Raw genomic sequence first — 25,523 nt, 5'->3', positions numbered from 1 at the left:
TTATTATGAAAAAGAAAATTCTTATCCTTGACACAGGCAAAGAATGGGGCGGAGGCACTAACAGTCTTCTTGAACTTCTCAAGAGAATTGATAAGACCAGATACAGCTTCACTTTACTGTTCTACAACAATTACAAGAAAGGAACCGATTCCGACATAAGGACAGAGGCAGAAAAACTCGGAGTAAGATTTCTGCTTTTAGAACAGGAGAAACAGCCTGTCTTTGTTAAGATAGCCAAAGAACTTTCAAGACTGACATTTTTTTTCAGCGGACAGTTAAAAAGATATTCCGTATTCTTCATTGATTATCACTTCAGAACTAAACAGAATGCAGAAAAAATCTCAGAACTTTTGAAAAATCTCAGGATAGACCTGCTTTATATGAACAATCAGCCGTCATCAAACTTAGAGGGGATTATAGCCGCTAAAATAACAGGCATACCAACGATACAGCACAGCCGGACTGAGGCCACGCTTAACTCCTTTGAAGTTAGGGCTGTTAACCAGTGGCTTAAAAAAATGATATGCGTCTCTGAGGGGGTGAAAAACAGTTTTATCAGGCAGGGTGTCGATAAATCAAAATGCGCAGTAGTTTATAATGGTATAGCTATTGAAACAGTCCCTAACGCATCGCGTCAGGACATAAGAAAAACATGGGGGATAGCTGACAAAGACATTTTAATAGGAACTGTGGGCTCTCTTATTAAAAGAAAGCGTTTCAGAGATTTAATAGAGGCATTTTCTGTCATTACAAAAAAGACCGAACATCCTGTTAAATGCATGATTATCGGGAAAGGCCCGGAAAAAGAAAACCTAATGACTAAAGTAAAAGAAAGAAATCTTGACAGCAGTATTATCTTTACTGATTTCCAATCAGATGCAATCTCACATATAAATGCATTGGATATTTTTGTCTTGACTTCCAAAAGCGAGGGATTGCCGCGGGTTATCCTTGAGGCAATGCTTATGGGAAAACCCGTTATAGCCTCAAATGTTACAGGATGCAATGAACTTGTTATTGATGGTGAGACAGGGTTTCTTGTGCCTGTGGGAAAGACAGGAGCAATTGCCGCCGCAGTCCTCGGGCTGATAGAAAACCCTGCATTGAGAAAACAGATGGGAGAAAATGCAAAGGAACGGATAATCAGAAACTTTTCTATTGAAAGATATGTTTCGGGTGTTGAAAAGGTTTTTGAAGAGGTGTTAGGGCATTGATATATATGATTTTAACCTATATCTTTTCGCCTCTGATATATATATTAATTGCCGCAAGAAAGAAGAATCCTGTTTCGCGGATTTTAGTGGTTCAGACAGCAAAAATAGGGGATTTAATCTGTTCAACGCCGGTTTTTAGAGAGGCAAGAAAGAAATATCCTGATGCGCATATCAGTGTGATAGCAAATCCTGTTACAAAAGAATTGTTGGAATATAATCCGAATATTAACGAAATCATAACTGTAAAAAAAACAGATTATAAAGGACTGTCGGGGAAACTTAAATTATCCGGCCTGATACGAAAAGGTAAATACGATATAGGAATCTGTCTCAACCCTAACATTCCGTTTGCAATTGCCCTATTCTGGGGTCTTGTTCCAATCAGGCTTTCTGTAATGCCGGACTTTTCAGGGTTCACATTTAAACTCGCATCAGTATTTTTCACACACCTTGAAAAACATGCAAGCGGAAGAATGGTTATAGAAACTTATATGCAAATGCTGAAAGCCATTGGAATTTCAAGCAATGACATTTCAAAAGAAGTCTACAAATCAAAAAATGCAGATGCAAAAGCTGAACAAATCATAGGCAAGATTGATAAACCCCTGATAGGAATTGCAGTCAGCAGTGGGAATAAACTTAAAGAACTGGGAGTAGATAAAATTGCCGGCATCGTTAATATGATACTTGATGATATTGACGCTGATATCGTGCTTGTCGGTTCCGAACACGAAATAAAGACTGCAGACGCGGTTTTACAGGCAGTTGGCAAGAAAGACAGAATTATAAATACCTTGGGCAAACTGCATCTGAAAGAACTTCCGGCGCTCATTGAGCGGCTGTCGCTTTTTATCGGTGTGGACACAGGAATAACATACATGGCTGATGCGCTCTCAATCCCTCTTATTAACATTGCAGGGCCTTCAGACATGAAAGACCAGAGGCCCACAGGAAAGAGTGCTGTAATAATACAAAAATCAGACTTGCCATGTGTCCCATGTTCTCATACCTTTAAGAGTCCTTATTATTGTAAAATAAATACCAGAGGATGCATAGAATCCATTGAGGCAGAGGACATATTTAACAGAGTAAAAGAATTTCTCCTATCACAAAAATATAATTTATGAATATACAAAAAAAAGTTCTTCAGATTGACTATGCAATATTATTTTGCTTAAGCCTCCTGATTTTTGTCCTTCCCATTGCTCACACAGCAACTATCCGCTCTTTTGCGCTTTTCACTCCTGCGGCGCTGCTCATATTCAGGTATTATTTCACAAAAGACTTCAGATGGATTAAGACATCTTTTGAGTTGCCGTTCATGGCATTCTTAATAGCTGCCGCAGCTTCTCTGATGACCTCTGTCGATTTCCGTGAAAGCTTAAAGGAGATAAGGGGTGAACTCCTTACGCCTATCCTGCTCTTTTATATCTCTTACTTGGCAGTAAAAAAGGACAGTGACGGGATACTGCTCACACGGGTTCTTTTCATTGGAAGTCTTGTATTCAGCATTGCTTCTTTCTATGCCCTGTATATGAAAGGCGGCTCGTTATTTGAGGCAACTTACCGCGCCGGAGGCTTGAGAGACCCCGGCGGCGGAGAAATAGCCGGTTTATACCACACAATGGTAATTCCATTTCTATTTTGGGGGATGTTCTATTTCAGAAAGGCATCGCAACGCATAGCTCTTTACGCATTATTTGCAATAAACCTTGCAGGCTTGCATGTTACTTTCACAAGAGCGGCATATCTCGCATTAACCGTCCAGGCAATTTTAGCCGGCATTTTATTGCTCAGGAAAAGACGCTGGCTACTGAGTTCCGTTATTTTTTTCGTCATTTTTTTGACTGGGTTTGCATATATAGAAAACAAGTTGATACGAAATCAGGACAATTTGAACAAAATGCCGTCATTAGAAGAGTATTCGAAAATGTCACCTGAAGAAATAGAAAAAGGGTATTCTGCAGATATGGGCGCCGGACACCGTCTGGCAATGTGGAAGACCGCAGCAGATGAGATATTGAAAAACCCCTTCTATCCTCATGGCTACAGCAGGTTCCTCTTCGGGAAAGCGGTAAGAACTGCCCAGAACAAACATTTCATCTATCCGCAAGTTCATAATACATTTATAGGGGTAACATTTGAGCTTGGCATCCAGGGGCTGGTGGTTTTTTTATGGATGATAGGCGCATTCGCTTGGGCCTGCTGGCGATACTGGGTTACCGCCAAGGAAGACATGCCTCAGTATTTCTCAGCATCGTTGATTACCATGATGGCAGGTTACTGGGTTAATAATTTTTTTGGGAGTTTCGACGGTGACGACAGCAAATTGCTTTTTATGATGCTGCTTGGGATAGGAATGGCTGTTATGCACAAACTTCCAAAAGAAAAAAGCATTGATAAAAAGGCATGATAACAAAAATCCTTTTTATACGCCGCGACAACATAGGAGACCTTGTCTGCACAACTCCGTCTATCCATGCTGTTAGAGAAAAATACCCTGACACAAAAATAGGTATTCTGGTAAACACTTATAATGCGGACGCTGTAATCAACAATCCGGATATAGACGAACTCTACATATACGAAAAAGCAAAACATGCCCCTGACAAGAACAAGTTTTCTGTGTGGTTAAATAATCTGAGGGTCTTACAGAAAATAAGGAAAGAAAGATATGACATTGCCATAGGCTGCGGTGCATATTCTCCACGGCTCGCAAGATATACGCTGCTTACCGGCGCAAAAACAAGAATAGGATACTTAAAAAAAGGCATGGAAAAATCAAAGTGCTATAGTATGCCTCTGTATGAACCCGGGGGAATACTCCATGAGGTTCAGAAGACCTATAATCTGTTGACTCCCCTCGGCATAAACGGTCAGCCTTCTGGATTAAGGATGTTTCCTGAAACCACAGAGGTAAATAAAGTTAAGGATTTCTTGAACTCATCAGGCTTTCTGAAAGAAAAGCCTGTCATCGCCTTTCATATAAGCAGCAGACGTCCTGAGAACAGATGGCCTGTTCAGAGATTTGTAGAACTTGCAAATCTTATATCTACAAATTACGCTGCTGCTATACTTCTCCTATGGTCGCCCGGCAGTGAAAAGAATGTATACCACCCCGGAGATGATGAAAAGGCAGAGATTATTAAAAATTCCTTAAAACCAGAACCTGCTGCATACAAAACCTCTCATATCAGAGAGCTTATTGCCGCCTTGAGCGTGAGCAGTCTTGTTGTCTGCTGCGACGGAGGAGCAATGCACATTGCTGCAGCTTTGGGAAAACCTGTTGTGACAATATGGGGTTCAACCAATCCTGATAGTTGGGCGCCATGGGGCACAAAACATGTCATCCTGAAAAAAAACAGAAATGCAGCTGACATTTCTGTTGAAGACGCCTTTGCTGCCGTAACCACACTTATAAAACAACAGTAAAAAACAAGATGTTCTGCTTATTAATTAATCACATATGCCTAAAAATAAGGCACTCATGCATCTTTAAGTCAAGAAAACCTTACAAATCAATGTATCGCTGCTGGCATGATTGTTGATGCATTAAGGCTGATGTCTGTTTTGATTTTAAAGAATGTAAAGACAGAAGGCCCTGGAACCATAGAGGACTTTCTCATAGAAGCAAACATTCATTATAATATTGTAGAACTTGAAACTGAGGCTGTTCCGGAGACAAACAACTTCGATATACTTGTAATGATGGGAGGCCCGATGAGCGTGAATGAGGGTGACATCTATACTTACATCAGCAAGGAAGAAGAGCTAACAAGAGAATTTATAAAAAAAGGCAGGAAAGTCCTCGGCATATGCCTTGGCGCGCAGATAATGGCAAGGGCTCTTGGAGCAAATGTCTATAAGGGAAAAGAACCTGAGATAGGCTGGTATAATATAGAGCTTACAGAGTCAGGGATAAAAGACAATATTATGAAAAAACTTGCATTACATCCGAAGGCAGGAGATTTCTGGAAAAAATTCAGCGTATTTCACTGGCATGGGGAAACCTTTGACATGCCGGAAGGCGCTGTGAGGCTCGCAAAATCAGGCCTCTATCCTAATCAGGCATTTAAATACAACGACAATGCCTATGCGTTTCAGTTTCACATAGAAGTTTCAAAAGAGATGGTTTATGACTGGCTTAAAAACGAGCCTGTGGACTTAAATAAAATAAAAGCAGAGACTGAAAAACTTTACGAGATATACCATGGCAGGGCCGTGAATTTTTATAAGGCATTTTTTGCGAAAAGTTAAGAGTTGAGAGTTAAAAGTTAGGAGTTAACGAATTAAAGACTTTTGACTTTTAACTTTTAATTTCTAACTTTTAACTCAGATACAGGAGGTGATATATGAAAAAGGTTGAGGCGATAATAAAACCCTTTAAGCTTGACGAAGTGAAAGATGCTCTGAACGAAATCGGCATACAGGGCATGACTGTCACAGAGGTTAAGGGTTTTGGCAGACAGAAGGGACACACCGAACTCTACAGAAGCGCTGAATATGTCGTTGACTTTATCCCGAAGATAAAGATAGAGGTGGTCACATCCGACAGCCTTGCACAAAAAGTGGTCGCTGTAATAGAAAAAACAGCGAAGACAGGAAAGATAGGCGACGGAAAGATATTCGTTTATCCTGTGGAAAATGTAGTAAGGATAAGAACAGGAGAGCAAGGAGAAGCAGCAGTATAATCAGTGTCAGTTATTAGTGTGAGTGTCAGAGAGTCTTTACTTGCTGACACTAAGCACTGGCACTAAAAACTAAATAAAAGGAGGAGAAAAATGACACCGAAAGACGTAATCAAAATGGCTCAGGAAAACAAGGCAGTCATGGCAAATTTCAAGTTCCTTGATTTTCCCGGAATCTGGCAGCATTTCGCAGTGCCGATTTCTGAATTAAAAGAAGAAATATTTGAAGAAGGCCTTGGTTTTGACGGCTCTTCAATAAGGGGATGGCAGGCGATTCACACATCGGATATGCTTATAATTCCTGACCCTGCAACAGCGTTTATGGACCCATTCATGGAGTATCCGACAATAAGCCTTATATGCAACATCGTAGACCCTATCACAAAGGAATTCTACACAAGGGACCCGCGTTATATCGCACAGAAGGCAGAGGCCTATCTTAAGTCATTAGGCATCGGCGATACAGCATATTTCGGCCCTGAGGCTGAGTTCTTCATTTTTGATGATATTAGATTCAACCAGACCTCTAACAGCGGTTATTACTTTATTGACTCTGTTGAAGGCATCTGGAATTCAGGCAAGGATGAGAAGCCAAACCTCGGATATAAGCCGAGACACAAGGAAGGTTATTTTCCCGTGCCTCCGACAGACAGTCAGGTAAATCTCAGGACAGAGATGGTCATGGAGATGCAGAAGTGCGGCATCTATATTGAGAGGGAGCACCATGAAGTTGCAACAGCAGGCCAGGCAGAGATAGACATGCGATTCGACTCTCTGGTCAGGATGGCTGATAAGCTGATGCTCTTCAAATACATCGTTAAGAATGTTGCAAAAAGGCACGGCAAGACAGTGACTTTTATGCCGAAACCTTTATTCGGTGACAACGGCTCCGGAATGCACTGCCACCAGAGTATTTGGAAGAAGGACAAACCTCTTTTTGCGGGCAACGGCTATGCAGGGCTGAGCGAGCTTGCGCTGTATTATATCGGCGGCATTCTTAAGCATGCGCCAGCGCTTGCTGCAATCACAAACCCGACTACGAATTCTTATAAAAGGCTTACGCCGGGCTTTGAGGCTCCTGTTAATCTCGCATATTCAGCAAGAAACCGTTCAGCATGCATAAGGATTCCGACCTATTCTCCAAGTCCGAAAGCAAAGAGGGCTGAAGTCAGGTTCCCTGATCCGTCATGCAATGGATACCTGGCATTTGCAGCAATGCTCATGGCAGGGCTGGACGGCATAGAGAACAAGATACACCCGGGCGAACCATTGGATAAAGACATTTATGATCTGGGGCCTGAAGAACTGGCGTCTGTTCCGACAATGCCTGCAAGCCTTGAAGAGGCCTTGGATAATCTTGAGGCTGACAATGAATTCCTCAGGAAGGGGAATGTATTCACAGAGGATGCCTTAGACACATGGATAAGCTACAAGAGGTCAAAAGAGGTTGACGCACTAAGGCTGAGACCGCATCCCTACGAGTTTTTCCTGTACTACGATATTTAAACCAGCTAAACCAAAGGAAGAACCCTGCAGCAACATGCTGGGTTCTTCCTTTGCAGATATCCACCGCATATTACTAATCAGTTCATAAGTAAAGACACATAAAATTTTATCTGTCATGCCCGAAGTTTTTAATCGGGCATCCAGTTCCTTAACTGTCTGGATTCCCGCTTACTGACTGCGGGAATGACAACTGTCCAGCCATTTCTTGATTTTCCTACAGCTATATATTAAAATTCAGTGCGATACCAAAGGTAATTCAGAAGGGATAACAGCTTGTTCTATTTTTTGGAGCTGAGTTAATTAGAAAATGATTGACCAAATACTTAAAGGTGAAAAGGCAATTGCCATTGTGGGCCTTGGATACGTAGGCACGCCTCTGGCTGTTGAATTTGGGAAGGTAGTTGGAAAAGTCATAGGCTTTGACATCAAAAAGCAGCGGACAGAGGAACTTTCAAACAGTAATGACATAACAGGTGAAATTACAGCAGAAGATTTAAAGAACAGCCGTATAGATTTCACATCGGACCCCAAAAGGCTCAGAGAGGCATCTGTAATCATAATTGCTGTTCCTACACCTATCGACAAATACAAGATACCTGACTTGAAGCCTCTCGAATCAGCATCACGGATCGTCGGAGAAAATATTCAGCGAGGCTCTGTTGTAGTATACGAATCCACGGTGTATCCCGGAGTAACAGAGGATATCTGTGTGCCCATCATTGAACAATATTCCGGAATGAAATGCGGAAAAGACTTCAGAATTGGCTATTCTCCGGAAAGGATAAACCCCGGAGACAAAGACCACAATCTGACCAATATAATAAAAGTCGTAGCCGGAGGGGACAAAGAAACAACAGAACTACTTGCAAAGATATATGGACTTGTCGTAAAGGCAGGCATTCACAAAGCCCCTGATATCAGGACTGCCGAGGCTGCAAAGGTCATAGAAAACATACAGAGGGACCTCAATATCGCCCTCATTAATGAACTCGCCATTATATTCCACAAACTCGGGTTGGATACCAGAGCTGTTCTGGATGCCGCATCAACAAAATGGAATTTTCTAAGGTTTGAGCCAGGGCTCGTAGGCGGCCATTGTATAGGTGTTGATCCGTATTATCTGACTTTCAAGGCACAGTCTATCGGTTATCACCCGGAGGTAATCCTGTCAGGAAGGCGCATCAATGACGGCATGGGGAAATATATAGCAGAACAGGCAATAAAACATCTCATAAAATCAAATAAGGCGGTGAAAGGCAGCAAAATCCTCATTCTCGGATTTACATTCAAAGATAATGTGAAAGACATAAGAAACACGCGTGTAATAGATATCTATAACGAACTGAGGGAATACGGCGTTGAGCCTCACGTCCACGACCCTCATGCCAGTCCTGATGATGTGTCAGGAGAATATGGCATCAAGCTCATGCAAACCCCTGAAGAGAAACGCCCGTTTGACGGAATAATTGTTGCCGTCAAACACAAGGAATACACCGATTATTCTATGGAATATCTTAAGGGCCTGTGCAACAGTAATGCATCCCTTATAGATGTTAAAGGAATATACGGGAAGGATGAGGCATTGAAGGCAGGACTAAACTACTGGAGGCTTTAATCAGAACAATTACTGTCTTCTCCTTACAAGCGAGTCAGCAAAAAAGCTAAACAATAGAGACACCAACAGCGTTACAACCAGATATGAAGTGGATGTCCTTCTTATCAGTAAAATTGCATACCCTCCAAGAAATGCACTTAATGTCCATAAAAAAATAACTGCACTTACCGGAGACACTCCTCTTCTAACAAGTAAATGATGAACATGGGTTTTGTCTGCCTTAAATGGATTCTTAATACTGAACACCCTTACAAAAACAACTCTCAGGGTGTCAAATATCGGAATAAAGAGCACCAAGACAGGAAACATCGGCTCTATAGGAAATTTTGCATTTTGTGTAAGGAAAACAGAAAATACCGCGAGTGAAAATCCGAGGAAAAGACTTCCTGAGTCTCCCATAAATATCCTTGCCTTCGGAAAATTGTACCATAAAAAACCTCCAAGGGCGCCGACAAATGCAAGAGAAATAACTGCCAGCATATAATTACCTGAAAGATATGCTGCAATGCCGATAAAAATAAATGCTATTAAAGATACGCCGCCTGCAAGTCCATGTAATCCATCAATAAGATTTATTGCATTGGTAACTCCTGCAATACCCAAATACGTAAAAGGGATGCTCAATATCCCAAGCTCAACTTTTCCATAAGAACCATACGTCCCTATAGAATTTATAACTACACCTCCGCCAAAGATAACAATAGTGATAGCTGTAATTATTCCCAAAAACTTTACCTTCCAGCCAACCTGCCTCCAGTCATCTATCCCACCCATAGTTATAAGAAGAAGCGAGGCCGTCAGATAAGCCGCAATCTGTCTGTCAATCTGCAAAAAAAGAAACACAGGCAGAATACCTATAAAAAATGCTATGCCGCCCCATCTCGGAGTAGGATATTTGTGAATTCTTCTTTTGCCGGGCTTATCAATGCAGTCAAACCTTACAGCGAGACGGATTACCACAGGGGTAACGAAAAGGGTTAAGAGGAACGGGATTAAGAAATATATGTAGGACTTATCTATTAATTGCATTGAACCACTGCATTACGCAGTGCAAAATTATTAAATGTGCGTCTTCCACCTTCTGCATATCCTTACTGTTAACAACAAGAGATTTCTGTGCTGTGCCTTTTAACCTGCCTCCGCCGTAACCGCAGATACCGAATGTCTTTCCCCCCTTTTCATTGGCATATCTGACAGCATTGAGTACATTCCCTGAGTTGCCGCTTCCCGAAATTCCGATGAGCAAATCCCCTGCATTCATAAAATTTTTAAGCTGCTCCACAAAAATACTGTCATAGGAGACATCGTTAGAATAAGCCATTATTGTCGGAATGCTGTCATTCAGGCAGATCACTCTGAATCTTTTCTCCTTGCCAAAACTCACGCCTTTGTTGATATCACATGCAAAATGAGATGCAGTAGCAGCGCTGCCGCCATTGCCGCAGATGAATATATTTGACTGTTTTTCATATGCGCCGGCAAGCTCGCCGACAAGGCTTTCAAACTCCTTTGCATCAATCATATTAATGATGCCTGTAAGTTCTAAAAGGTAATTTTTCAAAAATACCGATGGCATAAAATATCCTTTTTACTCATAAAAAATTATCTTTGTGCCTTCCCTGTCAATATTAAACGGCAATCCTTTGCATCCAATATGTTTTTTCAGGTTCTCATGGCTATTTGTATAGAATAACAAAAAACCAGCGCCTCCTGCACCAAGAAGCTTTCCGCCGGATGCGCCATGCTCCACTGCTTTATCGTATAAAGCATCTATATCTTCATTTGAGATCCCTCTCGCAAGCTCCTTTTTATACAGCCATCCTTTATGCAACAAACCTCCTAATGAGTCTATATTCTCCTTATTCAATACAGCTCTCAGTTCATCTGCAAGCATAACCATTTTTCTTAAATTCTGGAATTTTTCTTCGTCCAGCATATTCCTTTTCTGCTCATTGAGTATATCACCTGCTTTCCTTTTACCGCCAATATAGTAGAGACAAAGCCTGTCCTCAAGTTTCTCCCTTGCCTGTTCTGTTAATAATATCGGTGAGACATCCACTGTTTCATCTTTATTGAATTTTATGTAGTTTATATTCCCGTATGCAACGGCATACTGGTCCTGTTTCCCAATAGGCTCTTTCAGTATATCTATTTCTATCTCACAGGCCTCTGCTGCAAGCCTCTCTTTTGGTACAACTTTCCCTTTATACGCATACAAAGCATTCAAGAGACCTACTGTAAAAGCGCTGGATGAGCCAAGCCCAGTGCCTGCAGGGACATCGGCAAAACTCGCAATTTCAACCCCTTTTTCAAGCTTCACCTTTCTCAGACACTCCCTGACTATCGGGTGCTGTATCTCATCAACATTTTCTACATCCTCTGTCTTTGAATATTTCAGGCGTATCTTGTCATGAAAATATGGATGTATGACGATATACATATATTTGTTAATAGCAGCGCTGACAACAGCGCCGTAGCCGTTCTTTGAATAAAACTCCTTTAGATCGCTTCCGCCTCCGGCAAAGCTCACTCTAAATGGCGTTCTTGTGATAATCATGATGATATCTCTTTTTTACTTAAGATAAAATCTACTGCATCTCCAATATTATCAAATATATAATCAGAACTGACTTCAAATTTCCCGTCTTTCCCGGCATTGCCTGTCCTTACAAGTATTGTCTTCATGCCTGCATTCTTACCTGTCTGAATATCGGCAGTCCTATCTCCTATAAACCAGGATGACTCAACATCAACATTATACTCTTTTACAGCTTTGCTTATCATGCCTGTTTTTGGCTTCCTGCAATCGCAGTCAATCTTGAAATCAGGATTTTCACCCGGATAGCCCTTATCGGGATGGTGCGGACAAAAGTAAATATCATTAAGATATGCCCCTTCCCTGCCGAGCAAAGTCTCAAGTTTATTGTGGATTTGCGCTATTACCGAAGTATCGCAAAGGTTTCTGGCGACAACAGGCTGGTTTGTGATAAGAAAACTCAGGTAGTCAGAGCTATTTATTTTCTTAATTGCCGAGGCCGAAAAAGGCAGCAGCTCAAGGTCTTCAACTCTGTGAAGCAAGTCAACCTCCTTTACAATAGTTCCATCCCTGTCAATAAAAATAGCCGGCCTTTTATTCTTTTTTGAAAACATCTTAACCTTACCGCCCATTATGTCCCTGCTTACCTTCCCAAGTCTTTCTATGGTTCCTATATCCTTTATGTACTCAGCGGTCTTATACACACTGATCACTTCTCCTGACTGTAAAACTGGGGGAAAAACGTCTTTTCCGAAATCCGAGGGTTTATCCTGAGGAATGTAATCAAAGATGTCAGGGCTTAAAATATACACAGCAGCGTTAACCAGATTTCTGTAATACTGCTTTTTATCATGGGGCTTTGAATAAAAAGCCGTGACTATGTTGTCGTCGTCAATCTCTACAAGGTCACTGTCGTGGGGATGGTCATTAGGATGTACAATTATGTCTGCTATAGAATGAGTCTTCACATCAAAATCCATAAAGGACTTCAAATCAATATCTAAAAATACATCCCCATAAAACACCATAAACCTTTCGTTGAGCCTGTTTTCAAGTTGTTTAACAGCGCCGGCTGTGCCTAAGGGAGACTTCTCTATTACATGGGTGATATTAACCCCGAATTTTCTGCCGTCACCAAAATAATCAGCAATAACCTCTGACAGATGGCCTGACAGTATATAGATATTTTTTATTGCATATTGTCTTGCGAGGTTAATCTGATGCTCCAGCAAGGGCTTGCCTCCGACCTCAACCATGGGTTTGGGTGTATCCTTAAGCCCGAGGCGAGTCCCCTTACCGCCCGCTATGATGACTAAGTCCATAATCATAGCTCCCTATCACCAAGTTTGGGTTTTATATGCTTTATCCTCTCCGCAATCTTCAAATTCAACAAATAATCCAGAAAGACATCAGGGAGACGGCTGACCAAAAAAAAGAGAAGCAGGCTCAAAAATCTAAGGTGCAAGGGCCATATGAGTCTGCTGTATCGCTTTCTTGCAATATAATTGTTTCTCCAGTGCATATGGCCCCTCTTCTCGTTATGTAACGCCGGCATTCTGTAATAAATTAGATTTTCCTGAAGATTATGCATCTTTTTGTTATGAGCCAGAAACCTGAGCCATAACTCAAAATCTTCCGACTTGTAGAGCCTGTCATCAAAGAGACCAACTTCATCAATATCTTTTTTCCTGAACATAACAGATGGATTTGCGACAGCCATTGTAAGCAGAAAGCTTCTTTGTATCTTACTGTGAAACTCAGGATATTTTCTTTCTCCTGTTATATTATCGTCCTTGTCAAGCAAATACATATTGGAGCCCGCAACACTCACATCAGGATTATCCCCAAAAAAACCTAATTGTTTTTCAAATCTGTCCGGGGCACAATAATCATCGCTGTCCATAAGGGCAATGTATTTCCCTGAACTCTCAAGGATTGCCCTGTTGCGGGAACCCGCAACACCCAGCCTTGTCTCATTCTTCAGGATTCTCACCCTGTTGTCCGAACTTTCGACACCTGATAGAAATCCCATGTTTTTCTCCTGCGGCTCCACTACTATTATAAATTCAAAGTTTCTGAACGTCTGGTTTAATATGCTGTTGATGCACGCCTTTAAAAAAATAGGGTTTTCATTATAAGTCGCCATTACAACTGACAGGTCATGCATAAATTTATTTCCCGGGAATAAGAAACCTCAAAAATCTCTTCGCTGCTTTAAACGTTCTCCTTATCTCTGACGGATGGCGCATCTGCTGAAACAGCTTATATAAGATATATCTGGGCCTCAAATAATATCTCCGCCTTGCATAATCACACCATTTCGTTATTTCATCAGAATCCATATCAGGCATTCTCAGCACACTGTTGTGACAGCCGTCTTCAGTCACATAATCAGAAAAATCTTTAATCGTAAGCAGTCCCTCGCTCTTTGCCCATTCATAATCCTTTGTGCCCGGATACACCATCAATGGGAAAAACTGCATAGTGTCATCCATCATTTTCAATGCCGCCTGCAAACTCTCTTCGAGAGTTTCTCTTGTCTCGCCCCTGTTGCCGGCCATAAAACAGCCATGCACCAGAAGCCCTGCCTTCCTTGTGTTTCGTGAAAATTCAAGTATCATCTCAGGAGTAATCCTTTTATTTATATTTTTCAGAATATCCTTGTTAGCGCTCTCATATCCTACTGTCACAAGCACACAGCCTGCCTTTTTCATCCATTCCATAGTCTCGTATCTTAAATCTACTCTCACATTGCAATACCATTTAAGCCTGATACCTCTCTTTATCATCTCCTTGCATAACTCAATTGCACGGCTCTGACTTCCCGTAAACGTATCGTCTTCCATCCCTACTTCTCTTGCTTCCGGCATATTCTCCTTTATCCACTGGAATTCATCGGCAATACTCTGCGGTGAACGCATGCGGTATTTAAGCCCATGGATTGTTTGCGGATAAACACAGAAAGTGCACTGTGCAATGCAGCCGCGCGCAGTCATTATCTGCACTTCAGGATAATCGCTTGCCGCAAAAAAATACTTCGTTGAATCAAGATGTTTCTTATACACCTTGCTTACAAAAGGGAGTGCGTCAAGATTTGCGATAAGCTCCCTTCTTTTGTTTACATGGACACTGCTGTCAACTCTGTAGGCAATACCATCTATGGAACTTAAAATGTTATTCCTGTATGCAGCATCAGACTGAACAGTGCGCAGATTTGCCTGTGATAGTTTCTGCGCCAGTTCTTTTACCGTATAATCAGCCTCTCCCACTGCAACGGCATCAATTGCATAATTTAATTGCAATGTATCTTCCGGCAAGGCGCTCGGATGAGTCCCCATTAATACTACAAAAGAACCAGGCAATATTTTTTTTATCTCCGCTCCTGTTTTTACATCACTGTATATGCTTGGCGTACTCGTATCAATGACAACCATCTCTGGCTTAAATTCAGCAACAATCCTAAGAGTGGCTTCAAGGTCATATCCATAGGCGCAACTGTCAATCACCTTTACTTCATGCCCTGCATCTTCAAGCACACCTGCGGCGTAGCATAACCATATAGGATAATAGATAGTACCGCTCCTGGTTATAGCAGGACTTCTTGACGTCCTTGAAAAGCGTCCGTATTCTGTTTTGAAAGGCGGGTTAAGACAGAGGATTTTCACTTTCAGTTAACCTGTTCCGGAAACACGGAATCAGTATATCCCTTCAATCTGTAGGCAACTAAGCCTGTCCATTCATGAAAAGCAACGTTAAAACTGCCTATATTCCCCAATGTGGGCAAAAATGAAGTTAAAGTTAAAGCATTATCCAGTTTAGTTTTGTAATCAACAGGATACGGGATAACATTTATCCCCTCTTTCTTAAAACATCCTAATGAACGCGGCATATGAAAAGCAGAAGTAATAAGCACCCATTGTCCCTTCTTATCAGGCAGCATCTTAGCCATTGCGACTGCATGTTCGTGCGTGTTTCTTGAGTTTCGTTCAATCAGTATTCTCTCTTTATTTACACCAAGCGATATTGCCAGTTTTTTCAGATAATCTGCTTCCTTAAGATTTTCGCCTTGGTTTAAAGATCCGCTTCCACCGGTTATAATCAGCTTTGCTTCGGGATATTTCTGAAGCAGGATAATTCCTTCTATTATCCGGTCAGACTGCTCCGTGAGTTCAATAAGCCCTTTTCTCGAAGATTCCATATTAACCATGCCTGCCAGAACAATGACACCGTTTATTTTTGAAGGAATTGCGCCTGCAGGAATTCTATTTTCAAGTGAGCGCATCATAATGCCTGGCAAGAGACCTGACCCGGCCACAAATATTATCAGCAGCCCCAGCCCAATCAGCTTCTTTCCAGCTGAAGGCTTTTTGAAAAGCAGCAGCCATCCCAATACAAGCAATATCAGTATCACATTGAATGGATTTACTATAAACCAGAGAACTTTAGATAACCAGAAGAACATAATCAAATCTCCAACAATGAAAGAAAAACATCTTCTGTCTTCCTGACATTCTGCTCTACAGTAAACTTCTCAAGAACCCTCACTCTTCCATTTTTACCCATTTGCAATCTTATTCCAGGATTTTGAATTAGAAGCTTTATCGCCTCACAAAGAGCATTAACATTTCCGGGAGGAATTATGATTCCTGTTTTACCATCATCCACCACCTCGGGAATTCCTCCAATACTGGTGGCAATTACAGGCACCTCCATTGCCATGGCTTCTACAGCAGCCATTGAAAAGGATTCTATCGTTAAAGACATTAACGCAAGGATATCCAATACTTTTAATACCTTTGGAATATCATCCCTAAACCCTAAAAATAAAACCTCCCTATCCAGCCCCTTAGCGCGCACAAGCTCTTTAAGGTCTGCTTCCTGAGGCCCGGTCCCGCATATAACACAAACTACATTGGTGATGCCCTCAGCCTTAAGTCTTGCAAGCGCTTCAACTAAATATCTATGCCCCTTATCCTTCTCAATGACGCCAATGCTGCCTATAACAATATTCTCTTTTTTCAATCCCAGCTCATTTCTGATATCTTCGGATACATTCTGAGGATTGAAGATATCAGCATCAATTCCGTTATAAACTGTTATTGCTTTCTGAAATCCCCTCTTATTTACAGCAAAAAACTTTTTTACCTTGTCCGATACAGTCAATATCCTGTCAAGGAGCATTAAATAGAACATCCTCATTGTCTTTCCCAGCGTATCTTCTTTAAAATCATCATGACAGTGCGCTACAACTTTCACTCCGGCCATTTTCCCGGTAATCCCCCCTATGAATTTGGATATGTTGTCTGCGCAGTATATCAGGTGGATATTATTTTCTTTTAAAATTTTATTTAATTTAAAAATACTGCCGCCCAAAGCCAAATGCCAGAGGAATGATATTACAAAAAAAGGGCTGTGAAGGCTTATCTCTCTTGGATAAATATTTGCGATCTTACTGCTTAATGGGATTTGAACATTGTCTATGCCCGCCTCCTTTAATCGCCGGACAATTACGCCCTCATGCGCATAAACCAGAAGCGGACGGAATATGTCCCTTCTCAGATGCGTAATCAGGTAAAGCGTCAAAAACTCCCCGCCTCTTGGCGGTTTTGCTCCATTCATAAGGAAGAGAATGTTGTATTTTAAAACGTCTTTGTTATTAATGTTTTGATATGACATATCGCTTCATAAACCCTATAAAATTACGGAAATAAGCCGCTGCTTCAGAAATACTTCTTATTGATTTCAGCCTGCTGAAAATATATTTAGGCCTGAGATAGAACTTGCGAAGTCCCTGTTTTGAATAATATGCGATTTCATCCGACGTAAGCCATGGATAACTGAAAACTGGTTTCTTCATTGGATCATAAAGGCTCCAGTCCTTTGTTAAAAGATAATTATTCTCCTCAACATACTTATAAAAGTCAGTGCCCGGCGCAGGCACCGCTATGCCAAGCGTTATAAAGGTTGTATCAAGGGTTGTTAAAAATGAAGTGGTCTTTTCTATGCTTTCTCTGGTCTCTCCGGGAAATCCCACAACACAGAAAACAATCGTATCCATGCCATGATTTTTAATCATGGATACCGCATCCCTTATCTGTTCTGCAGATATATTCTTCCTTATGTTCTTAAGCACAGCAGGGTCCACGCTTTCCATGCCGATTGCGATAGTATGACAGCCTGCCCTCTTCATCATCTCAAGAATTTCAGCATTAACACGGTCAGCCCTTGTCGAACAATTCCATGTAAGATCAATGTTGCTTCTTATCATCCCTTCAAACAATGCCGTTGCCCATTCCATATCAGCAGTCAGGGTAGCGTCATTGAACATGACCTCTCTAAAACCAAGACTTTGAACCCATCTGAGTTCCTTCAGAAAGTGCTCAACAGACCTCTTTCTGAGTACAGGCGCTCCAAAGAATGCCGGCTGACAGCAGAAACTGCAGTTGTTAATACATGCCTTCTGCCCCATCACCATCGTCTTGGGAAACCGCTTTGCTGTAGGATCCCTGTATAATTCCTTCTCTAATTTATCATGCGCCGGGAAACCCAGATCATCGAGATTCTGCATTGGAGGCTGAATATCCGTTTTTATAATTTTGCCATCAGGTTTTCTGAAAAATATTCCCTTTGCATTTTCAAGACTTGTCAGATTCCCTGCTATATTCAATGCCGCTTGTTCCCACTCATTTGAATAGATAATAGCGTCCAGATATTCAGACTCTTTAAAAGTATCTTCAGGCAATGCCATCACATGCGTGCCCAAAGCAACCGTTACTACTGACGGATTAACCTCCTTTGCAGCTTTTGCTACCAGTAAATCTTTGTAAATTGTGCACGTAGATGTAGAAAAGAAAACAACATCTGGAGATTCTTTTTTTATGATTTCTCTTATATCATCTATAGTTTTCCTTGACGCATTCGCATCTATAAGGACATTGTCAAACCCTTCTTTTCTCAGATAGCCTGAAATCATCATGAGGTCCAGAGGCGGTTTGCGGAAATCACTCTTATTGCTTCCGTTACCCCCGAATATCCTCTGGTTTCCAAACTTCGAAACAGCCGGCGGCTCAATTATCAATATCTTCATACAATATGCTCAAATGCTGTAAGCGGAATCTTTATTTAGAAATAATCGCAAGATAACGCCTCAAGGCTCTCCATTTATCAAAAATGCTAAAACGAACCCTCGGATAAAACCTCGAATTACTGTAAAGCCTGTAGGCGCTGTCGATAATTTTTAAAAGCGGCCCCGGCAATCTCTTTAACAGGGGAGCAATCATTGCAATATTTTTCTTTTGCGCCATAAGCGGGAAAAGCGCTTTAAAGGGATACAGAAATCTCTTTACATCATCCGGATATTTCATTTCACTGGTATGATGACTTGACTTGGGCGAGGTAAAATGTTTATCTAACAATCCACTTTCAATAGCATAGTTTGTCAAATCAACGCCGGGAAGCGGCATGAATAAATTTGCAGACACATGTTCCGGCTTACAAGCCCTATTTAAGTTTAACGTTTCCTGCATATTCTCAATTGTTTCTGTTGGCAATCCAAGAATATTAATAGTTCCGACTTTAAGACCTGCGTCATGGAGAATCTGACAGCTCTTCAGAATTTGCTCGTCGGTTAGATTTCTTTTTAAAATCTTGTTCCTGAGGTCTTGGTTGCCGCACTCCACAGCTACACGGACAGAATAACATCCCGATGACTTAAGCAATCCTGCAATCTCGACAGTAACAAGATTGGGCCTGACATAGCACATATAAGGGAGTCCTATTTCCCATGGATACTTCTCAGCAAACTCTGCCAGCCATTCCTTATTAATTATAAAGATATCGTCTTCAAAGATGATCCCTTCCAGAGGATATTCTTTTCTGCTTTGACGGATTTCTTCCAGAAAATAATCTACCGACTTATGACGGACAATGTGTCCCTTGCCTCTGTACATACTGTTGTATTTATGGTTGAAGCAATAAGTACACTGATAGGGGCAGCCTCTGCCGGACATAAACATCTTGATTTTAGAATTCCTGAGAAAATCGTCCTTGTCATATATAATTTTTCTGTCAGGGAAAGGCAATTGGTCTAACGGGTCAATAAGGTCAAGCAGCTCTCCTCTCGAATGCCCTCCGTTTCCAGATCTCGTAACGAAATTGTGCAATGGCATTGGGTTTCCTGAGCTGTTGTATTTGTTTACAAAATTGACAATAGACAAGTCCCCCTCGCCTATGCAAACTGCATCAAACGGGTTATCATTAAAATTACACAGGTTCGGGTCAAATGTTGCAGCAGGCCCGCCGATAACTATCGGGGCGCTGATATGCTGTTTGATATAGCCGGACAGATCAATGTAATGTTCCTTTACACATGACATAAAGCTAAGCGCTATAAAATCAGGGCTTTCTCTTTTAAGCGCCTGTACAATTTTGTCTTTATTTAACGGGTCGTTCTGAAAGAATACCAATGAGGTCTCGTGCCCGGCATTTTTCAGGGAAGCGCTCAGAGCCATAATAGAGAGCTGTTCGTGAAGTCTTGCCTCGGAAATGACAAAGGTTACTTTCTTCATTTATTTCACCCGCTTAGTAGTTAGAGCTGTCGGTGGAGAAGGGATAATCCATCTAAAAATTATTTTTACCCTCTCGGCAAGATTTTTTGATGCAATCACTTTCCTCATTATACGATTTACAATAGGAAGCATCATTACAGATGACGGCGTTGAATAGAGCGCTTTTAAAAATATTTCTGCTGCATATCCATGCAGCATTCTGTAAAGTTTAGCGATTATATTTATTGTCAGTACAGTAAAATATATTCTATTCCGTTGGGCAAAACTGAACTTCAAAATACTTTCATGCGTATATTCAAGCAAGTACCGCTCGTCTTTTATAAGTCCTCCATTAACTACGGTATCATATAGCACAGTATGCCTGTAAGGATAGAAGACTGAACACTGCATTTTATCAATATTCAATCGTGCATTTAACCTAACAGTATCTAATAATTCTTTTTTTGTTTCACCAGGTAATCCAACCATATTGAAACTATATACGTAAATCTTTTTCCTTTTCAAAAGCGATACGGCATTTACAAGTACTTGTTCGCTAACATTCCTTTTTAAAACTTTATTACGCATGACTTCGTTGCCGCTTTCTATCCCTATCCCGGCACGTACGCATCCTGATTCAACAAACGCATCGACTATCTCTTCATCCACCAAATTAGGCCTGATGTTGCACCAATACGGCTTATTTATTTCGTTCTTATATCTGGAGGCAAAATATAGAAACCACTGTTTTTTTAGCGGTAAAATGTCATCGTCAAAATATAGGGTATGTATTTCAGGGAATTTATTTACAAAATTTTTAATCTCGGATATTGACTTTTCAACGCTTTTGAACCGAATATAACCTGCCTTGTTCTCTTTATAAATACTTGAAAGCTTATGATTACAGCAGTATGAACACTGATACGGGCATCCCCTTGAAAGCATCAGGCCTCCTATGCCCTGCGAGCCTTCGTCTAACTTCATATAATTAAAAATATCCCAGTCAGGGTCAGGGAGTAAATCCAGATCCGCTACCGTGGCTATACCATTGCTAATTACTGTGTCATCTTTTCTATACCATATTCCTCTTTCATGCGCTATTACGCCACGCTCTGTCCATGCATTTATCAGCGCCTCCATGGGATATTCTCCATCCCCGCAGACAACAACGTCACTTTCCGATGACAGCAAGGCATCTTCCGGGTTGATGGTCACATGAATTCCCCCGCATACTGTCAGGATGTCTCTGTTGAATTTCTTTGTCCACGCAACCATCTTTTGAACCAACGGGAAGCTGTGCGTAGTTGATGTAAAACCAACTATCGCCGGACGAAACTTTTTTATCTTCTCATTAAAATCAGCTTGGCTTAAATTTTTATCGCGGACCGTCAATAGAGATACTTCAACATCTTGGACATTCTGCTTAAGATAGGATGCAATATGCGCCAATCCATAATGAAAATAACCTTTATGCCACGACCTTTCTGAAATGTCAGGAAATACTAATAAAACCTTCTTCATTTTTTTGCCCCGCGACAGCATATAGATTGTGCCGGCTCATGACAGTTTTGCGGCAGCCCGGCGTTCCGTCTCGCAGTTTCTTGCCCATGCCGCTTCAAAACCGAACCACAGCCAGTAATTATTGACAAAGGCTGGCATGAACATTTGCTCAACAGTATAACTGAAAAATATCGCTATTAATACTATCCCTAAATCTTTTGAAGGTGCGTCCTTGTAGAGTCCCTTATGCAATATCTCACTGGAGTTGCGATAAATAGAAAGGATAAAAAACATGAGTGGAACTAATAAAACCAATCCTCCCAGTGTTAATACGTCAACAAACATAATATGACTGCGAATGCCGGAAAAACCTAAACCGAAAACAGGATTAACACGTTGAATAGCGTGTGCCAAAAGCATACCCCTATTTTTTTCCTCCCAGATATCATCTACGGCGTATCCTCCATAATGTCCTTTTTCTATAAGACTGCCTATAACATCCCACTCGCCTATGGAAGGAATAAATTGATTTACTGTAGACAACAGTCTTAATAACAGTCCTGTACTAAAAGAAAAAATAAATATAATTAACAGGGCAATCGAAATAGCAAAAAGAGGCCTTTTATATTTAAACCAACCTTTTACAAAAAGATATATCATACCGCTCAAGAGCGATACAACGGCCCCTCTTGTTGAGGTTATTATAATATTGTAAAACAGAAAAAGAGATGCGAAGGCATAAAAATACCTGACCTTTCCACCGCTATTCTTAAAAAAATAAATGCCCGCCAATATCAAGGGGATAAGCATTGAAGGGAAATTAGTCGGTCCCACGCCCGGGACTGAAAATCTTGACAGCCATGTTGCCGAGTTTCCCGCCCACATTTTCCCATCTATACTGAAGACATCATAAAAACCTTCAATATCAGCCATTATTTTAATATGTAACACCGTAGCATAAGCAGAAAAAATAATGCCTAATAAAAATAAAACAAATACGGTTTTTTTAATATCTTCATTATCTCTGAATATGGCAAATACGCTTAAAGACAGCATTATCGGTATGAATAAATAGAAAGAATATTTTATTACCATCAAAAAACCAGAATCCAGCTCATGCAATAGCACCGTAAAAATACTGGCGACAAAATACAAGAATGCCGTAACAGCCAACTGTTTGCCGGTTTTAGATATTTTTTCCCCATGTTCGGTTTTTATTGAAACGACTAATTGATATATTGCGGCAATATAAAATAACGGCAATAAAAATACATAATTAATTTTTGGACTATATATATCCAGACCTAACAATCTTAAAAACCAGAAATGGTCATAAATATAAAAATGAATTATAGCAATCAATACGATTATTGCAATACTCATAATATTTTTTTAAAAAAAGTGTAGATTATTACCTGATTCTCAGGAGATTCCTGAAAAAACTCACCGCTTTATATGGGAAAAATGATAAAAAATACACTAAAACAAAGGAACGCACACTCGCTAAATGTTTCAGCGCTAATTTCCTCGACTCATGCCCATTCTCTGATTTCCATTTAGCAACAGCGAGGCCTTTTTGCAGCCTCATCCTAAGCTCTATAAGCTCCATCTCATATTCCTTCCTGAAGTCTCTATAGAGCCCGGCTAATTTCCCGATTATATATTCAAGTTCCACAGGAATATCCGCCGCAAACTTCAGAGAGCGATTTTCCCCATGCTCTCTATACCTTGCGGTAACAACAGGCAAATATTTCACATTCCAATTATGCGCTATTCTCAGAAACAAATCCGTATCTCCCGAGTGATTCAGCAAACCGTCAAACCATTCATTTAAAGAGTAAAGCGCCGCCCTCGAAATCATCGCCGTCTGCAAGTTAATGCTATAATGCCTAAGCAGCTGCCTGAAAACATTTCCACTCGGCTGAATATTACTCATTCTTCTTATATTGTTATTCCCTTCTAATATCTCAACATTTGTATGAACTAAACCGACCTTTTCGTCTATTTCAAACTCGGCGACCTGCCATTCAAGCTTCCGGGGCAGCCACATGTCATCACAATCAAGAAATGCTATGTATTTGCCATTTGCCTGCTGCACCGCATAGTTCCTGGCTTCATAAAGGGGAACTGTCTTCTCTCCCTTGAAGTATCTCAGCCGCTCATCGTAACTCTTAGCAATGTCCGGGCTATTATCGGCAGAGGCATTATCCCAGAAGATTATCTCCCAGTCCTTATAGGTCTGTGAATAAATACTGTCGATAGCCTCAGCAAGATATTTCGAACCGTTAAGACAGTTCATTATCACGCTTACCGTAGGATTTTTCATCGTTTTATTAGCCAATTTCTTAGGGTCAACCGTGTTTCAGGTTCCAGTCATAAGGTATCTTTTTGTCAAATGGACTTAGGCGCTCAATTTCTTGAGGGTCGTGCGGAAGTGTAGCGCAGTTTGCAATTACTGAGGTCCCCTCTGCTATGCCCTTAACTCCATTCCAAACAAGCGGGGGAATTGTGATTAATTGATAATTTTCAGAGCCTGTAAAAATCTCCATCAACTCTCCCCGCGTCGGAGAGTCATGTCTGTCGTCATAAAGAACTAATTTAATCTTCCCAACCGGCACAGCATAATTGAGAGTCATCTTCTTATGTATATGCCATCCCTTTATCGCCCCGCAATGAACAAATGAAAAATAAATTTCGCCAAATTTTTCAAAATGAGAAGCATCGCAGCGAAGCATATGCATAACCTTGCCCCGCTCATCAAGTATCTGCCTTAAAGGTGTAATTTTCACTCCTTCTATCATTATATTCCCCCTTTCCATTCCGGAGCAAATTTTTGCCCCTTTTGAAGAAACGACGACTTTCTGTTCCAGTTTGCATGAGAGGACTGATAGCAGCGCTTACATTCATCCCACATAGCCTGCGGGTCATTTACAGCAGAGCGAAAGTCCGCAAACTCAGCTGAGTTCCAGGCATCTTCAAATTTTTCATATTTTAAGACGTGAAACATCTTTCTTGATATGGATTGACATGGCCTGACATACCCGTCACAGCCAACAAAAAAATCACGCCACCCTACAAAACAGTCTTTATGAAATTTGTCGCCGGCAATATCTTCACCCTCGATATAGGGCAGTTTAATCTTAACCCCTAATTCATTGCCTCTCCTTATTGTTTCTGCAAAAACACTTCTAACCTCTACCGCGCTGTCCCGGAGTACCTCTTTTTCAAGGTTTTCACCAAAGGCAGTAAGATATACCGCCTTTACTTCTTCTATACCTATATCGTGAGCAAGCCCAACCATATCGGGCAGTTCGTGAAGATTGCTTTTCATCAGCGTGAAAACAAAATTTATATACGGATAGCTCACTTTCTTCTTTTTCCTCTGTTGAACTATCGCTTTAAGGTCAGAAACAATATTATTAAAGTTTGAGTTCCTCCTGATCCTGTCATTGGTTCCCGCAACAGCGCCATCAAGACTTACAGCCATAATATCAATTTTATAGTCAAATAAATAATCCGTAATTCTTTTTAAAGTAGTGCCGTTAGTAACAAAATATTTTCGCACCGGATAGTTATTAAGAAAACTTACAATATCCTTAAACTTGGGGTGGAGGGTCGGCTCCCCCCATCCGAATAAAGTAACCTCTTCTATGCATTCAAAAATCTCTTTAAATCTATTCAGATATTCTATATTCAAAAAATTATAAGAAAAGTTTTCCTCGTCTCTCCCGCACATAATGCAGTTTAGGTTGCATGCATTTGTAAGCTCTAACACAAGTCTGCGCGGATAGGAACGCAGCTTAACGGCATTGGCCTTAATTTCAGAAAGATTTGTTTCGCTGTTTTTCTTTTGAATAGCGGTTAATCCCTCATGCCTGAATAAATCTATAGTTTTAGCCCTTAAAACAGTCAAGCGCC

23 protein-coding genes are annotated in these 25,523 nt (G+C 40.9%); 8 read left to right on the top strand and 15 right to left on the bottom strand.

Going from position 1 to position 25,523, the window contains the following annotated elements; genetic code table 11:
• Positions 1–5: 5 nt before the first annotated feature.
• From HY035_10880 to HY035_10845, 8 genes are all read left to right on the top strand, one after another.
• Positions 6–1,214 carry a glycosyltransferase gene (locus HY035_10880; GenBank protein MBI3378883.1) on the top strand — a complete coding sequence of 403 codons (1,209 nt, stop codon included), beginning with the start codon at positions 6–8 and terminating at the stop codon, positions 1,212–1,214.
• Complete coding sequence (locus HY035_10875; GenBank protein ID MBI3378882.1) at positions 1,211–2,341, top strand: glycosyltransferase family 9 protein; 1,131 nt, start codon at positions 1,211–1,213, stop codon at positions 2,339–2,341. The genes HY035_10880 and HY035_10875 overlap by 4 nt, the downstream gene beginning before the upstream one ends.
• The gene (locus HY035_10870) at positions 2,338–3,627 is read left to right on the top strand and encodes an O-antigen ligase family protein (GenBank protein ID MBI3378881.1); all 1,290 of its coding nucleotides are present in this window, start codon (positions 2,338–2,340) and stop codon (positions 3,625–3,627) included. The genes HY035_10875 and HY035_10870 overlap by 4 nt, the downstream gene beginning before the upstream one ends.
• The gene (locus HY035_10865) at positions 3,624–4,646 is read left to right on the top strand and encodes a glycosyltransferase family 9 protein (GenBank protein ID MBI3378880.1); all 1,023 of its coding nucleotides are present in this window, start codon (positions 3,624–3,626) and stop codon (positions 4,644–4,646) included. Before HY035_10870 ends, HY035_10865 begins: the two co-directional genes overlap by 4 nt.
• A 105-nt stretch (positions 4,647–4,751) precedes the next feature.
• Positions 4,752–5,471: a type 1 glutamine amidotransferase gene (locus HY035_10860; protein MBI3378879.1), complete on the top strand. Its 720-nt coding sequence runs from the start codon at positions 4,752–4,754 to the stop codon at positions 5,469–5,471.
• 95 nt (positions 5,472–5,566) lie between these two features.
• The gene (locus HY035_10855; protein ID MBI3378878.1) at positions 5,567–5,905 is read left to right on the top strand and encodes a P-II family nitrogen regulator; all 339 of its coding nucleotides are present in this window, start codon (positions 5,567–5,569) and stop codon (positions 5,903–5,905) included.
• A gap of 90 nt (positions 5,906–5,995) precedes the next feature.
• Positions 5,996–7,408 carry a type I glutamate--ammonia ligase gene (glnA, locus tag HY035_10850; GenBank protein MBI3378877.1) on the top strand — a complete coding sequence of 471 codons (1,413 nt, stop codon included), beginning with the start codon at positions 5,996–5,998 and terminating at the stop codon, positions 7,406–7,408.
• Between the two features lie 307 nt (positions 7,409–7,715).
• Positions 7,716–9,023, top strand: a complete 1,308-nt coding sequence (locus HY035_10845) for a nucleotide sugar dehydrogenase (protein MBI3378876.1) — start codon at positions 7,716–7,718, stop codon at positions 9,021–9,023.
• 9 nt (positions 9,024–9,032) lie between these two features.
• Here HY035_10845 and HY035_10840 read toward each other — a convergent pair whose 3' ends face one another.
• Genes HY035_10840 through HY035_10770 form a run of 15 tightly spaced genes read right to left on the bottom strand, consistent with a single transcriptional unit; the run spans position 9,033 to position 25,518 of the window.
• Positions 9,033–10,052 carry an undecaprenyl/decaprenyl-phosphate alpha-N-acetylglucosaminyl 1-phosphate transferase gene (locus tag HY035_10840; GenBank protein ID MBI3378875.1) on the bottom strand — a complete coding sequence of 340 codons (1,020 nt, stop codon included), beginning with the start codon at positions 10,050–10,052 and terminating at the stop codon, positions 9,033–9,035.
• Positions 10,036–10,599 (bottom strand): SIS domain-containing protein, encoded by a 564-nt coding sequence (locus HY035_10835; protein MBI3378874.1) that lies wholly within the window; start codon positions 10,597–10,599, stop codon positions 10,036–10,038. The genes HY035_10840 and HY035_10835 overlap by 17 nt, the downstream gene beginning before the upstream one ends.
• A 12-nt stretch (positions 10,600–10,611) precedes the next feature.
• Positions 10,612–11,580, bottom strand: a complete 969-nt coding sequence (locus HY035_10830; protein MBI3378873.1) for a GHMP kinase — start codon at positions 11,578–11,580, stop codon at positions 10,612–10,614.
• The gene (locus tag HY035_10825; GenBank protein ID MBI3378872.1) at positions 11,577–12,881 is read right to left on the bottom strand and encodes an HAD-IIIA family hydrolase; all 1,305 of its coding nucleotides are present in this window, start codon (positions 12,879–12,881) and stop codon (positions 11,577–11,579) included. The genes HY035_10830 and HY035_10825 overlap by 4 nt, the downstream gene beginning before the upstream one ends.
• A gap of 2 nt (positions 12,882–12,883) precedes the next feature.
• Entirely contained in the window at positions 12,884–13,726 is an 843-nt protein-coding gene (locus HY035_10820; GenBank protein ID MBI3378871.1) for a glycosyltransferase, read from the bottom strand.
• A 4-nt stretch (positions 13,727–13,730) separates the two neighbouring features.
• Positions 13,731–15,224, bottom strand: a complete 1,494-nt coding sequence (locus tag HY035_10815) for a radical SAM protein (protein MBI3378870.1) — start codon at positions 15,222–15,224, stop codon at positions 13,731–13,733.
• 2 nt (positions 15,225–15,226) lie between these two features.
• The gene (locus HY035_10810) at positions 15,227–16,021 is read right to left on the bottom strand and encodes a YdcF family protein (GenBank protein MBI3378869.1); all 795 of its coding nucleotides are present in this window, start codon (positions 16,019–16,021) and stop codon (positions 15,227–15,229) included.
• Between the two features lie 2 nt (positions 16,022–16,023).
• Complete coding sequence (locus tag HY035_10805; GenBank protein MBI3378868.1) at positions 16,024–17,235, bottom strand: glycosyltransferase; 1,212 nt, start codon at positions 17,233–17,235, stop codon at positions 16,024–16,026.
• On the bottom strand, positions 17,216–18,646 hold the full coding sequence (locus HY035_10800; GenBank protein ID MBI3378867.1) for a radical SAM protein: 1,431 nt from the start codon (positions 18,644–18,646) through the stop codon (positions 17,216–17,218). Before HY035_10800 ends, HY035_10805 begins: the two co-directional genes overlap by 20 nt.
• A gap of 31 nt (positions 18,647–18,677) precedes the next feature.
• A complete protein-coding gene (locus HY035_10795; protein ID MBI3378866.1) occupies positions 18,678–20,126 on the bottom strand; it encodes a B12-binding domain-containing radical SAM protein in 1,449 nt (482 codons plus the stop codon).
• Entirely contained in the window at positions 20,127–21,626 is a 1,500-nt protein-coding gene (locus HY035_10790; GenBank protein MBI3378865.1) for a B12-binding domain-containing radical SAM protein, read from the bottom strand. It lies immediately after the preceding gene.
• A gap of 36 nt (positions 21,627–21,662) precedes the next feature.
• Complete coding sequence (locus HY035_10785; GenBank protein MBI3378864.1) at positions 21,663–22,988, bottom strand: hypothetical protein; 1,326 nt, start codon at positions 22,986–22,988, stop codon at positions 21,663–21,665.
• Positions 22,989–23,016: 28 nt separating this feature from the next.
• Positions 23,017–23,946 carry a glycosyltransferase gene (locus HY035_10780; GenBank protein ID MBI3378863.1) on the bottom strand — a complete coding sequence of 310 codons (930 nt, stop codon included), beginning with the start codon at positions 23,944–23,946 and terminating at the stop codon, positions 23,017–23,019.
• A gap of 10 nt (positions 23,947–23,956) precedes the next feature.
• The gene (locus HY035_10775) at positions 23,957–24,406 is read right to left on the bottom strand and encodes a dTDP-4-dehydrorhamnose 3,5-epimerase family protein (protein ID MBI3378862.1); all 450 of its coding nucleotides are present in this window, start codon (positions 24,404–24,406) and stop codon (positions 23,957–23,959) included.
• Positions 24,406–25,518, bottom strand: a complete 1,113-nt coding sequence (locus tag HY035_10770; GenBank protein MBI3378861.1) for a radical SAM protein — start codon at positions 25,516–25,518, stop codon at positions 24,406–24,408. The genes HY035_10775 and HY035_10770 overlap by 1 nt, the downstream gene beginning before the upstream one ends.
• Between the last annotated feature and the right edge of the window lie 5 nt (positions 25,519–25,523).

This window comes from Nitrospirota bacterium, from assembly GCA_016195565.1.
In the GTDB taxonomy this organism is placed as follows: domain Bacteria; phylum Nitrospirota; class Thermodesulfovibrionia; order Thermodesulfovibrionales; family UBA1546; genus UBA1546.
The sequence above is the reverse complement of the archived record's forward strand: the minus strand, read 5'-3'. Positions and strand labels throughout refer to the sequence as shown.